General features: G+C 43.0%; 13 protein-coding genes. 2 read left to right on the forward strand and 11 right to left on the reverse strand.

Features of this window, described 5'->3' with window-relative positions; translation table 11 throughout:
• Positions 1-95 precede the first annotated feature (95 nt).
• Positions 96-2624, reverse strand: coding sequence for an ATP-dependent helicase HrpB (gene hrpB, locus G9G57_RS21850; protein WP_117289484.1), 2529 nt, complete (start codon positions 2622-2624; stop codon positions 96-98).
• A gap of 342 nt (positions 2625-2966) precedes the next feature.
• On the opposite strand from hrpB, the gene gluQRS reads away from it, so the two are divergent.
• Complete coding sequence (gluQRS, locus tag G9G57_RS21855) at positions 2967-3962, forward strand: tRNA glutamyl-Q(34) synthetase GluQRS (protein ID WP_117289486.1); 996 nt, start codon at positions 2967-2969, stop codon at positions 3960-3962.
• 64 nt (positions 3963-4026) lie between these two features.
• On the opposite strand, the gene G9G57_RS21860 is transcribed toward gluQRS, so the two are convergent.
• From G9G57_RS21860 to G9G57_RS21890, 7 genes are all read right to left on the reverse strand, one after another.
• Positions 4027-4401, reverse strand: coding sequence for a DnaJ family domain-containing protein (locus G9G57_RS21860; protein ID WP_117289488.1), 375 nt, complete (start codon positions 4399-4401; stop codon positions 4027-4029).
• Positions 4402-4515: 114 nt separating this feature from the next.
• The gene (locus G9G57_RS21865) at positions 4516-4710 is read right to left on the reverse strand and encodes an XRE family transcriptional regulator (RefSeq protein WP_113050541.1); all 195 of its coding nucleotides are present in this window, start codon (positions 4708-4710) and stop codon (positions 4516-4518) included.
• A 100-nt stretch (positions 4711-4810) separates the two neighbouring features.
• Positions 4811-4978 (reverse strand): aspartyl-phosphate phosphatase Spo0E family protein, encoded by a 168-nt coding sequence (locus G9G57_RS21870; RefSeq protein WP_164965546.1) that lies wholly within the window; start codon positions 4976-4978, stop codon positions 4811-4813.
• Positions 4979-5238: 260 nt separating this feature from the next.
• A complete protein-coding gene (locus G9G57_RS21875) occupies positions 5239-6657 on the reverse strand; it encodes a helix-turn-helix domain-containing protein (RefSeq protein ID WP_164965547.1) in 1419 nt (472 codons plus the stop codon).
• Between the two features lie 871 nt (positions 6658-7528).
• Positions 7529-8395, reverse strand: coding sequence for a TolB family protein (locus G9G57_RS21880; RefSeq protein ID WP_164965548.1), 867 nt, complete (start codon positions 8393-8395; stop codon positions 7529-7531).
• A 70-nt stretch (positions 8396-8465) separates the two neighbouring features.
• Positions 8466-9380 carry a copper amine oxidase N-terminal domain-containing protein gene (locus tag G9G57_RS21885; protein WP_164965549.1) on the reverse strand — a complete coding sequence of 305 codons (915 nt, stop codon included), beginning with the start codon at positions 9378-9380 and terminating at the stop codon, positions 8466-8468.
• An 89-nt stretch (positions 9381-9469) separates the two neighbouring features.
• Positions 9470-10360, reverse strand: coding sequence for a copper amine oxidase N-terminal domain-containing protein (locus G9G57_RS21890; RefSeq protein ID WP_164965550.1), 891 nt, complete (start codon positions 10358-10360; stop codon positions 9470-9472).
• Between the two features lie 319 nt (positions 10361-10679).
• On the opposite strand from G9G57_RS21890, the gene G9G57_RS21895 reads away from it, so the two are divergent.
• Positions 10680-11249, forward strand: a complete 570-nt coding sequence (locus tag G9G57_RS21895) for a hypothetical protein (RefSeq protein WP_238799333.1) — start codon at positions 10680-10682, stop codon at positions 11247-11249.
• Positions 11250-11358: 109 nt separating this feature from the next.
• On the opposite strand, the gene G9G57_RS26070 is transcribed toward G9G57_RS21895, so the two are convergent.
• The 3 genes from G9G57_RS26070 to G9G57_RS21905 all read right to left on the reverse strand — a co-directional run.
• Complete coding sequence (locus tag G9G57_RS26070) at positions 11359-11604, reverse strand: hypothetical protein (RefSeq protein ID WP_238799334.1); 246 nt, start codon at positions 11602-11604, stop codon at positions 11359-11361.
• A gap of 45 nt (positions 11605-11649) precedes the next feature.
• Positions 11650-12240: a copper amine oxidase N-terminal domain-containing protein gene (locus G9G57_RS21900; protein WP_238799335.1), complete on the reverse strand. Its 591-nt coding sequence runs from the start codon at positions 12238-12240 to the stop codon at positions 11650-11652.
• A 127-nt stretch (positions 12241-12367) separates the two neighbouring features.
• The coding region (locus G9G57_RS21905) for a copper amine oxidase N-terminal domain-containing protein (protein ID WP_164965551.1) at positions 12368-13193 on the reverse strand (826 nt) is incomplete at its 5' end.

Below are 13193 nucleotides of genomic sequence, written 5' to 3' on the forward strand. Positions count from 1 at the left end.
TGTTGAGTGGTTCGTTTTTTTATTACCCCACTATCCTGACGTTTAAACGATTTTACAAAATTCGCGATGATGTCTATTCCAGGTTCGGCTGCCGATTATCGCTTGGGCTTTGCTCTGTTAGTCGCCACAGCTTCTAGTGGATCATCTGGCCAATAATGCTTGGGGTATCTTCCTTTTAGGTCCTTTTTGACTTCAAAATATGCCTCGCTCCAGAAGCTGGACAGGTCGGATGTCACTTGCACAGGTCGCTGGGCTGGTGACAGGAGGTGCAGCACAATCGGAACTCGTCCGCGTCCAATACGGGGCGTATCCTTCATGCCGAACAGTTCTTGTAGTCTCACGGCCAGCGAAGGTGCCTCAGGTTGCGAATAATCGACAGGAATACGAGAACCACTGGGTACACGTATATGCGTCGGTGCTTCCTGTTCGAGCTGCTGTCGCTGTTCCCAATTCAATCTGCCAAGCAGCAATTCACTACCGTCCAGTCGTTGCAGATCAGCTAAATTTTTGGCACCAACTGCAAATGGCAGCAGCCACGATTCCAGTGAATCCAGCAGCGCGGATTCCGAACTGTCAGGCCAATCCTCGGGCGCAGAGAAGTGCATAAAAATCAAACGCGCCTGCAACTGGAGAGTTTGCCGATTCCAGGACAGCAGTTTGAGACCACGTTCCCGGACACCCTGCATTAAGGCAGCCGCGATTTCCTCAGCCGGAGGTCGCTCATAGGATGTTTCCTTTAAGATGAGCGAGCCCAGCCGAAGTACCTTGCGAGCTCTCACGGCTGAAGCGGAGCTATCCCAGTATACGTTGGCTTCTTCCAGCAGCAAATCACTGCAATGCTGGATCAGCTCTTGCAATTCAATCGGTGCCGCCAACTGAATGGCGCCATCTGCTCCCTCGTCGTCCACTTCGGCGGCGACGAGATAGGACGAACGCGACATCCACTCCACTTGTCGGAGTCGCGCCCCCCGGCCGCCGCTAAGCAAAAAGCGACCATCCCCTCGGCCCTGCGCGATCCGATCCGGATACGCAAAGGCCAGCAGTAGCCCGCAGGCCGCGGAGCCGTCAGGCTCGTCCTGCAATGCGGCTGTAGTCGGCAGCGTGGCTAGCAGCTGCCGACTCTCCTGCACGATACGACGAATCACCGTATCGTCTGCCGCTCCCAGCAGGCTGTGCGTGCTGCGGGCATGAGCCGCCTCGCGCAAGGCATCCAGCCGCGGGCGCAAATCCGTTCCGCCATGAGCACGGAACGGGTCCCGCTCTTGCAGCAGCGCCGCCAGACGGCTGGCGGTTGGGGCCAGGCCGAGGGCTGCTGCGCGCAGCAGCATGTGTCCTAAGCGCGGGTGCGTACCCAAGGCGGATACCTCGCGCCCATGCGCGGTGATGCCACCTGCTGTGCCATCGGCTGCGACTTCCAGGCAGCCAAGCTGACGCAACAGACCTGTGGCCTGGCGGTACGCCGCATCAGGCGGGGCATCCAGCCAGCCCAGCTCGGCGGGCTCGCGCACGCCCCAGGCCGCCAGCTCCAGCGCGAGCGGGGCCAGATCCGCCGCCGCGATTTCCGGGCGGCTGGCATCAGGGAGCGCGGCATGCTCCTGCGCGCTCCACAGCCGGTAGCATACGCCCGGCTGGAGACGGCCCGCCCGCCCGCGCCGCTGATCGGCGGAGGCCTTGGACACCTTGACGGTGGTCAAACGGCTCATGCCGGTTCGCGCGGAAAACACCGATTCGCGTGACAGTCCGCTATCGATCACCACCGTAATCCCAGCGATGGTCAAGCTGGACTCGGCAATCGAGGTGGCTAATACCACTTTACGGCTGTCCGGAGCCGACGGACATATTGCCTCATCCTGCTGCTCCAGCTTCATGCTGCCGTACAGCGGAATGATTTTGACGTAGTCTGGTAAATTTCTGGAAGTCAGCTCTCGTTCTGTTCTATGAATTTCTCTAGCCCCTGGTAAAAACACCAGCAGATCGCCTTCATGAGCATGAATCGCCTTCTCTACCGTCTCTGCTGCAAAGGACTCTAATGAGGTTGACGAAGGCTTGGACATATGCAAGGTTTCTACCGGAAATACGGTGCCTGGGCACTCCAGTAAGGGTGCATCCCCTAGCAGTCTGCATACAGGCTCTGCCTCTAGGGTGGCAGACATGATTAATATTTTCAAATCCGGTCGCAGCAGCGCCTGGCTTTGCAGGGCAAGTGCCAAGCCCAAGTCTGCATGCAAGCTGCGTTCGTGAAACTCATCAAAAATAATCAGCCCGACTCCCTCCAAAGCCTGATCATGTTGCAACATCCGGGTCAGTACGCCCTCCGTAACCACTTCAATCCGCGTGCTTGGTCCTACCTTTGTATCCATACGAACGCGGTAACCTACGGTCTTCCCAGTTGACTCGCCTAGCGCCCTTGCCATTTGCGCTGCTGCCGCACGTGCTGCCAAGCGTCGCGGCTCCAGCATAATTATCTTTTGCTCCGCCAGCCACGGCTCATGCAGCAGTTCTAATGGTGTTACTGTTGTTTTCCCCGCTCCCGGCTGTGCAATCAGGACCGCCGCTGAATGGGATAGCAAGGCATGCTTAAGCTCGGGGATGACTTGCGTAATAGGCAATTGTTTATCTGTCAATGAAATCTCTCCAATGATACGCTTGAGGCGTAGAATCTAAGTTTGAATTCTTTTGCTATTGTGAATTTTTCACTACCTGTAATTATTGAAAAGCGAATAAAAAATATTAAACTGGTCCACAGCAAAGGGATTTCATCTCACCTGTCGTGCATGATTCTTCTAAATCTATTATACAGATATTTAAATTTGCCGTCTGGTCCTCGCAGGTATGCACACTTTCCCGTGCCAGCTCCTATACTTGTCGGGATGCACTCGCGGCAAGATCGTTTTATAATATGGTTGATATGGATTGCTAAAGGACGGATTGTAGAAACACGGAATACAGAATCGAGGTAACTTCGTATGGAATTACAAACCCAACCCATTAGAGGACGATTCGCCCCAACACCATCGGGATGGATACACTTAGGAAACGCTCGCACCGCCTTATTATCCTGGCTGCATGTTCGTTCCCTAGGCGGAACCTATATTTTGCGCATAGAAGATATTGATATGACACGAGCTCGCAGCGCATTGGCACAAGGAATTATGGAGGATTTGCGTTGGATCGGGCTGGATTGGGACGAAGGGCCCGACATTGGAGGTTCCTACGGTCCTTACACTCAGAGCCAGCGGCTGGAACGCTTCCAATCTGCATTGGAGAAACTTCAGGGGCAAGATTTACTGTATCCTTGTTTTTGCAGTCGAGCAGATATTATGGCTGCCGCCCATGCTCCGCATGGACTGTCTGGTGAAGGACCTGCATATTCAGGGACATGTCGTAGCCTTAGCTCTCATGAGGCCCTAGCTAAAGCACAGCATAAACTCCCTTCACTTCGTTTTAAAGTACCGCAGCATTCAGATGATATTATTTCTTTTCATGATCAGGTAGCTGGTCATGTATCCTTCCGTGCGTCGGAGGGGGGCGATTTTATCATCAAACGGGCGGATGGCATGTTTTCATATCAACTTTCCGTCGTCGTCGATGATGCGGATATGCATATGACCGATGTGCTGCGCGGATATGATCTTCTCGACTCGACTCCCCGTCAGCTATTGTTATACCAAGCACTGGGCTTAGTGCCGCCACGTTTCGCACACGTCCCCCTTGTCCTGGGTCCGGATGGACGTAGACTGGCCAAACGACATGGTGGCGTAGCGCTCCGAGCCATGCGCCGGCAAGGAATTACACCGGAAGCCGTCATTGGCTGGCTCGCCTACTTTTCCGGACTGCTGGATTCTCCTGAGCCTGTGAAGGCTATGGATTTAATCGATGGCTTTCATTTGGACAAGCTGCCTCGGGAGCCAGTCATCCTGACCAAGCAATGCCTCACGAAATTATCTGCACTGCAACGGTAATGAGATTAAACACAGAAAGCAAAGTGGATGGACAAGGGCATTCTGCCCTTTGCTCCTCTCGCTGTTATTCCTCCAGTCGCTGACGCACAGCAGACTCATATTCATAAAATACAGACGACATATTCAGCCCTCTTTCCTCCAGCAGCATACGAAGACGAAGTGATTTCTCAGTCAGCCTGCGACTGATGCGCTGTTGCTCTCCTGCCTCATGGCAAGCGTGAAGCAAATCATGTAGCTGAACACATTCCTTTTGCAGCTGTAGCTCTTCCGGTAAAATACCTGCATTTTTCAACAGCTTGTACGACATCCGCAGCTCTTCTGGAACATGTGACAAATCCTCAATCACCAGTGGCTTGCCCTCTCCCGGCAAATGATCAAACTCACCTTTGGCCATCGCCTCGGCAATCTTCTGCTCTGCCATTCTAGAGAACATTCTCATCACTCCTTGTAATAAGCGTCCTATGTACAATCTATATTAAATAAACCGGGAGTCCTTTGCCACTGTTGCTTACATATAATGAGGTTGTCCTGTATTCCTGTAGGAGTAAGATGGTTATTCTTCGATCCCAAGCAATTTACATACTTGTTCTCTATATTTTTTGGCCTTGCGTGTTCCGTGAATGAGATTGGACAAGCGGCTAGCAGGAATATGATAGGTGTCACAAAAAGTTCTCTGATCCATTTGAATTTCAACTAGCTTTTGTTTGATTTTCCAGCCGAAAGGGGTTACAGGATTTCGTTTATTCAACAGCGTTACCACCTCTTCATAGTATAGGGTTTGGGATTTTTATTGGAGTTTGGAGATTGGAGTTCGTCTTCCTTTAAAGTGCATCATGCACACACATTAGCTAAGATTTCATTTTGCAGGTTTGGTATTGATTCAATAGTTCATCCAGTTTCATGGATTGTTCAATTACTTTAGGATGCGTTAAAAAGCCGTACTTTTTCTGCACTTGGTACAGTCTTTCTCTGGCCCGTTCGACACGAAGTAAAGTCACACCTGGATTCATCAGCATGATTCCTCCTTCTGTGTCATATTCTAATGCAAAACGTAAATTTTTGGATTTTTTTAAAATACGCTTTACAAAAAAAGTGCTTCTGGAACATTCCAGAGGCACTTTTTGTCGGTATATGTTTATTTCAGTTGGTTTCAAGTTGTTCTGAATTAAACTTTCATCTAATATTTTCCTTCTAAGCACCTCCAATAGTATCGTTAAGCTGAATAATATGGTGTTGGTTATAATCATGATTAGGTACAGCCACGATAAACAAAAAGCTAGCTGCGACGATCAGAAGAACCATTTTTCTTAACATTGTCTAACCACACCTTTTCAATAAAATTTAAAAACTGAGCCTTTGTTTCATGTGCTGCATTCACTCTGAAATGTAAGAATAACCCTATACAGTTTATAATATAAGTTTCATTATTTATTATGTGTGACTTTAGCAATGCATACATCAAGTGTTTAAAACCATTGTTATACCTCCCTTGATGCAAATAGTAATAAGCTAACTCGTATCCAAGACGTGCAAACTGTTCTGGTATCACTTGTTGCGTATACATATCAGATGACGGATTGTGTTGGGCAAATAAGTCAATTTTCCTTTTAAACCTTTGAAGTATATGATCTACATCTATACTATACTGGTTTGCCGCCGACATAACATTCAACACTTTTGTAACCATTTCTTTATCAGAAGCATCTGGCGATGCAGCAATATATTCAACATAATCGTTTAGTACACTTATATCTCCAGATAATAATTTATAGGTATAGATATTACCTTCTGCCCAATCTTGAAACTGTTTAATCCAATGCAGAGTATCCTCGTCCGTCTCTTTGACCCAATCTAAATTAGCGTAGGCGTATGTATATACTAATGCCTGCTCATAATCTTCTTTGGCCTCATATACACTGGCACACAATAAATCGGCATAGGTAATATACACAAACAGGGGGCGACTCAGCTTCTTTTCAAGTTGCGCATGGTTTCGCTTCTTCTGCTGATGCTCTAATGTATATTGAATTTCCGCCTTATCTCTCATTTTGCGAGCCGTAACATCAAGCCGATCCCATAAGCGCAAAGAACGATACACATTCGCCAAATCCTTTAAGGCATCAAGCTGATCTGCTTCATCCAGTCGTTCCACAAAGGGTTCAAATAATGTGGCTGCCTTGAGATTAAGGCCCTGGTCGTCTCCAACTTGAATCGTGAATACACGATATTGGCAGATGGCCAAGCGTTCAGAATGCTGATATTTCTCCACTTCTGCGACACTCTCATAGAGAGACAGCGCAGCAGTATGTCTTTTCTGTTCAAATAATGCTTCAGCAACTTCAAATAGTCTGGACGCATACAACGGATTGTCCATAATATGTCCAACCATTCGACGGATTGCATCCAGCTTGTCCTGTTCTGCGCAACGATACAATAATGGCTCGATTCGCCTAAAATTCGGGGAAAGATCAATAATATAATTTTCTATGTATAGATCGTAAAAATAGCCTTCTGGCAAATCCATAGCCGCAGTAATTCGGTCTAGCTGCTGTACGGAAACAGGACGATGCTGAGTAATCCAATTACTAAGCGTTCTTTGATGAACCCCTGAATATTCGGCAAATTGACTCAATGTCATATCATTTTGTTTTAGATAATCCTCAAACTCCGCTGAAATCGTAGGTGTATGCTTCAAGTCATAACCACCCTTCACATAAAAATTCCATAATTTTAAAAATCATCCTCTATTCTTCTCCAAAATTAACCATCTGTCAATATATTATGCAACTAATGTTTATAACGAAAATTCAGCATATCTTACACATGTTGAGACATATCGGACGAGCCGACATCCTGAAATGATTGGATTGATCCATGTAAAGTATTCCATAGTGTTGACAATGACTGAATTCATTTCCATATGTGCATTCTCACCAGTAGATGATATAGAGTCTCCTTTTAATAACATAAAAAATCCCCTGATGTAGATACAATCAAGGGATACATAGGTTTATTTCTCTCGCTTTGATAATGCGAAGTTGATTATTAATCCAATCACAATTCCTGTCAAAGTAGCATAGAAGCCCATAGCACTCATTTTATATCCCAAAGCGTAAAACAATCCTATGCCTATTGCGTAGCTCAATAAAATCGTTGCAAAACGCTTTAGAAACTTACTCATGCCGCATAGGTAACAGATTCAGATTGCTGTTAGCAGTTGAGCAAAGTAATAGGAATGTCACCACAAGACTTAACATTCTCATGGACACTCTCATAAGCAACTCCCCCGTTAATTTATACTTCACTTATTGTAAATGTTGGGTATCGATTGTCAACATAAAAATAAACAATATTTATACGACAACTTTTTTGGCTTATATAAAGGTAAGATTGCCTAGGATATCATGATTACGGTGTATAAACCAATGAACATAATCACACGTAAGCTGCACCAATGATAGAAATTGAGCCTAGTTGCGAAATCGGTTTTGACAGTTTTATAAGTATGGCTTGATTAGTATAATAATGCTCTCTCTGTATATGTCCAGTCAAAATTTCGGTGTTGATCAAGATAGCTTCTGTTCATCATTCTTAGATAAAGAACCCTTCTTTATGATAGATTTTTTTGTTTCTGAGTAAGTATAGAGTACTGATTGTGGAGAATCGTCAGCTTTACTCACAAAGTCAAAGTTTTTCCCATCTTTATGCCAAGCTATAAAGGGGATCAGTGTAAAATCCTTATCGGACACATGCTTATAGCTCTTACGCTCTACATCGTATACTCCGATATAACTTGATCCTAGATTACCGATTCCAAACGCAATCTTTTTCCCATCTGGTGACCAATTATAGGCATCAATCTTTTCGCTTCCCACTCCGTCACTATTCATCATAAACCTGTTTACAATAGTTTGAGTCCCATCAGATAAATTAATTAGAACAAGTCTACTCCCCTCATGATCGCTTACATGAAGAGCTACCTGGTTGCTTTTGGATAAGAAAAGTGAGTTAACTCTCAAAGGTCGTGGTTTGAGCTGAATAAGTTGCTCTCCGCGCTTACTTTTTATTTTTATAGAATCCACAACTTCATTGGCTTCGGCTGTTTCTTCCCCCTGAGACTTAATTAATTTTGCGGTAAAAGTAACATCTTTATTTTTCCATACAATCTGTTTTCCTGAGACTATAACCTTAGATCTAGCTTGATTTTTATAATACTGTGAATAATCTACGGAATTCACCTTTTTGTCAGTTGCTTTAGAAGTTTCTATAGTTGCTTTTCCGTCAACTTTTTTTACACCTTCCTTTGTGTTGTTTACCTCAATATTTTCCACTTCGTTCTGAGGCAGTTGTTGATTTGAAATTGCCTTACCACTGCACCCTGAAATGACCAACGCCACTATTGCACCTACAGTCATAATCTGCACGAATTTCATATATTTCTCCTTAGTATACAGTGCCGTTATTCCTACGTTCCTGTACATATATCCATTCTGACATTATCTTTTATAGTTGTTCTTCTTCTGCAATAGAGAAGAACATTTGCTTCACCTGAGCTTCGATCGCTTCACCCAGATGAGTTTTTTTACCAGCTTTATCAATAGTCCCGAACGTGGTGCCACCCGGAACACTATAATTATAATAAACCACGCCCTTTTGGATCGTTGGCATTTTGCCGCTTTGTTCAACAATTTTGTTGATGAGGAACGGCAGGTTTGCATTTTTAGCTTCCTTTTGCAGGTTCAGCCTTGCAGACCAGAGCAGCTCTACATGTGTGTCAATGATACGGTAGTAATTCACAATGTCCATATGTTGTTCAAAAAATTCACTGGATTGGTTTTTTGGGAAGTAGCGAATATAAGCCATGCTATCCCCTTCTTCACCTGACAGTACATTAACTTTAGCAATACGTGGAAGACTGTATGCACCATGACGGGCTCTAGAAATATTGCTAGATTGGATTTCTTTCAGCATCTCTTCTGTCGGTTTAGCTACGTAAACTGTACGATCTGGAGCATTCCAGTACACTTGAGAACCAGACGCATCTGCAATGAAACGCAACGGTACCATAACACGACCATTCTCCATTACAGAAGAGCTAGATAGCGTTACTTTCTTACCACCTACGACTGCCTCTTTTTTACCAGCCAACAGTGTTGATTTTGTTCCGTTATTATCTACAGTTACCGTTTTAGAAGTATTGTTCCAGTTGATCGTTATACCAGGAATCGATTTTATCATATTCAATGCCACCAACGTGGAACCATTCTCAATATATGGTTCTGCATCCCCTGACACGGGTTCGTTATTCACTTGCACAATAATCGACTTGGAAGCCGCGGCAGAAACACCAGAAACACAGCTTGCAAGTACGTTAAAAGATATTGCAGATGCAAGAGCCGTTCTTAAAAATTTATTCATTTTTGATTAATCACCTCAATAATATCTTTTTGCAACCTTCCAAACTAAGTTGAACTTTAGAGGCTTTAAATAAATCGAGATAGAATTAGCTATTGTTTTCTCGTCTCATTAGGAATAGATTGGATGATATCTGTATAGGATTTAGCCTTTGCAGTGAGATCTTTTTGTTGACCTTTATCATCTTTGTATACAGCTTTAATCTTCCCATTCTCATCATTAAACATCATAATATCAGTTACCCATTCAACGTAATTATAACTTGGTCTTTGGCCAGCACTAGATACAATATCATCCAGACCATTTCCTTCTGTAAATTGCCAAACTGCCTTGGCTACTCCATTTTTTATTTCAACTACCGTGTGTCCAACATTGTTTGAATACATGTATCTGGACGAATCCCCTCTCGGGAAGGCGTAACCATAGTCTTCATTAGCACCGGGTTTTTCTAATGAAGAAAGTGATTTGAAGGAGGATTGAACCGGTAACGATATAGCAGCCTGACGAGCGGTTTGTAAATCTTCTGCCTGTAAGCTCTCTTGGTCTACCTTATAATTACTATCTTGAATGAATAATATGGAACGAATCTTCTCATAGTTTGCCTTGTAGCCAAAGTTCTCCGAAAGAAAACGAATAGGTACCAGTATCCTTCCTTGAGTCATTTGGACAGGAACGTCTATCTGAACTGCTTGGTTATTTTTAAATGCCTCTTTTTTGTTGGCCGTCAGCTTAATTTGATCTTTGCCTTTTGTGATGAGAGCAGATTGGCTATTACTATCCCATTGATAGGTTACCCCAAGTGAAGCAAGTGTGCGTATAGGGACCAAAACACGCCCGTCCTTAATAATAGGTGAAACATCAGATGCTATAAACTTTCCATTCACATTCACCGCGTTAACGGATATCGGATTGGCAGCATCAGCAATCGCCCAGGATTGAAACGTAAGTACGAAGAAAAACACAAACACAATAACCTTTTTCAAGATAAATTACCTCCTTTTTCAATAAGTACCCTTACATATGACGTATGAATTATCCGAAAAGTTTCTTATCTATGCCAATTTCCATGAACTACTTTCAAATGTTTCGCCTTAAGCTCCGTTGGTGGCGCCCAAACACGAGACAGGAACTTAGAACACCTAAGTTAGCCCTTCCTTGACGGCTAGTTCATGGTTTGATTGAAATGACCTATGCTACGATACATTTTTCAAAGTTACTGAATTTATTCTCAAACTTTATACGATTTAAGTGTATTTCATGGTAAAATTAACAAGTATTATAACTATATAGGGGGATTTGTTTATGAAAAAATCCATTTACTTTCTAACATCCACAATATTGTTAACAATAGCAATAGGGTGTTCTAATCAAGAGCCAGCCATTTCTACAAAAAATTCACAACAGAAAACATACAATCCAATTACTCAAGAAAATATAAATGATACTGAGATTCTGAATGTTAAACAGATTGCTACGGAATTTAAACAAACCGAATTAGAAGTAAGTAATTATAATAAATCCATTACACCAGACTGGATAAAACAAAGAAAAAGTAAATTAGAACCGCTTATGACAACAAATTTTCTAAAAAAACAAGCAGATAATCGCAAAATCGCTCTTCCTCTACAAATCGCTTCTCTTGAAAAAACCACTTTATCAATTGAAGACCTTCAAATTCAAGAGAAAAGTGTAACCAAAAAAAACATTGACTTAACATATTCTGTGACTCTTATGTTGAAGGATAAAAATAAAAAAATCCCCTTGGAAGGCCAACTCACTTTTATAAAGGAAAATGGCAAATGGAAGGTCAATAACGATATTTATAATGCAAATAAGTTTCAAGAAATCTTAGATAAACATAAGAGAAAATAAAGATGGTACTTTTAAAAGTTTCAGTTCAGCGCTAGTTTTTAAGGTCACAAGCGAGACAAAGGACGTCACTAGTACACTAGGACGTCCTCAGATGAAGTTGAATTATACTCTATTTAATTTGATCCTTCCTTACTTCGCCAGAAATAGGCACAATAATATCTGCTAATCCCGTAGTAATTTTAGGTAAAGCTTGCGTTATCGGCTTCCCGCCCCCTACCTTACCATATGTGACGCTATGATCCACACGTTCTTGTAAAAAATAATATTCTGTTTTATCTACTGATGGTAGTTTCCCTTTTTCTTTCGTATACTTCACTGGAGCTTTTTCTACGCCTTCCCATACTAGATGTTTCACATCATCCTTAATTTCGTAATAAGTAAGTAGGTTTCCAACAATATATTAATATCTCAATGCCTCCCCTTCAGGAAAAACAAACTGATAATAAACGCCCTCTTCGGTATTATGAAGCGTATTTTCATCGTTAGAAGGAAGATTTACAGCGATTTTACGTGCCGCCACCAAATCCGTACTTTGATACAACTTCTTGTATTTTTCTACTTGGTCAGCACTCCGAATAATGACCGCATTTTTATCCGCTTTCCATTCTACCTCTGCTTTAAAGGCTTCGCTGATGAAGCGCAATGGCACAACTACGCGATTGTTGTTCAATTGAGCAGACACATCCAAAGAAAGTGTTTTTTCTCCATAAGAAGCTTCTTTTTGACCGATCGTAAGTACAAGCTTTTCTTTTACCCCAGGAGCATTGACAGTCACCGTCTTCTTGTCCGCGTTCCAGACTAGATTAAGCTTTAGCGGCTTCAATGAAGCCAAAGAAACCATAGTCCTTCCTGTGACGGAAACAGGTGGAGCTTCTGAATGTACCACCTCGCTATTGATCACCAATTGAATCGACGGTGCAGCAAAAAGCGGAATAGCAAATGTTAAGAGCATAGTTAAAGTAAGCATAGATAAAGTAAGAATTTGCTTCATATCCAAACTAGCCTCCAATCATATGAAATTCACTATTAGTCTATCGTTGCTTATGTTTTGGATCTAAAAGCAAAATAAAGAACGTCCCTTGCTAAGGACGTCCTTAAATAAACCGATTCAGTAGTAGCTATTGTTTTCTCGTCTCATTAGGAATAGGTTGGATAATATCTGTATAGGATTTCGCCTTTGCAGTGAGATCTTTTTGTTGACCTTTATCATCTTTGTATACAGCTTTAATATTCCCATTTTCATCATTAAACATCATAATATCAGTTACCCATTCGACGTAATTATAGCTAGGTCTCTTTCCAGCACTTGATGCAATATCTTCCAGCCCCGTGGATACAGTAAATTGCCAGGCTGCCTTGGCCACTCCATCTTTAACTTCAACTACCGTATTACCAACATTATTTCCATACATGTATCTGGAAGAATCTCCTCTTGGGAAAATATAATTGTATTCTTTATTAGCCCCCGGTTTTTCTAAAGAAGAAAGCGATTTGAAAGAAAATTGAATCGGCAACGATATAGCAGCCTGACGAGCGGCTTGTAAATCTTCTGCCTCTAAGCTCTCTTGGTCTACCTTATAGTTACTGTCTTGAATAAATAGAATAGACCGAAGCTTCTCATAGCTTGCCTTGTAACCAAAATTCTCCGACACAAAACGGATAGGCACCAATATCCTTCCTTGAGTCACTTGTACCGGCACATCAACCTGAATCGCTTTGTTATTTTTAAATGCTTCTTTTTTGTTAGCCGTCAGCTTAATTTGATCTTTGCCTTTTGGGATGAGAGCAGATTGACTTTTACTATCCCATTGATAGGTCACTCCAAGTGAAGCAAGCGTGCGTATAGGGACCAAAACACGCCCGTCCTTAATAATAGGTGAAACATCAGTTGCTATAAACTTTCCATTCACATTCACCGCGTTAACGGATATCGGATTGGCAGCA

The organism is Paenibacillus sp. EKM211P (assembly GCF_011066175.1).
GTDB lineage: Bacteria > Bacillota > Bacilli > Paenibacillales > Paenibacillaceae > Paenibacillus > Paenibacillus polymyxa.

What these genes read in the sequence shown, in the direction of transcription:
- G9G57_RS21870 (WP_164965546.1), bottom strand. Translation starts at nt 4,978, where the DNA reads ATGCTGATGAATCCAGGTGTGACTTTACTTCGTGTCGAACGGGCCAGA.
- G9G57_RS21860 (WP_117289488.1), bottom strand. Translation starts at nt 4,401, where the DNA reads ATGAGAATGTTCTCTAGAATGGCAGAGCAGAAGATTGCCGAGGCGATG.
- G9G57_RS21880 (WP_164965548.1), bottom strand. Translation starts at nt 8,395, where the DNA reads ATGAAATTCGTGCAGATTATGACTGTAGGTGCAATAGTGGCGTTGGTC.
- gluQRS (WP_117289486.1), top strand. Translation starts at nt 2,967, where the DNA reads ATGGAATTACAAACCCAACCCATTAGAGGACGATTCGCCCCAACACCA.
- G9G57_RS21895 (WP_238799333.1), top strand. Translation starts at nt 10,680, where the DNA reads ATGAAAAAATCCATTTACTTTCTAACATCCACAATATTGTTAACAATA.
- G9G57_RS21900 (WP_238799335.1), bottom strand. Translation starts at nt 12,240, where the DNA reads ATGAAGCAAATTCTTACTTTATCTATGCTTACTTTAACTATGCTCTTA.
- G9G57_RS21885 (WP_164965549.1), bottom strand. Translation starts at nt 9,380, where the DNA reads ATGAATAAATTTTTAAGAACGGCTCTTGCATCTGCAATATCTTTTAAC.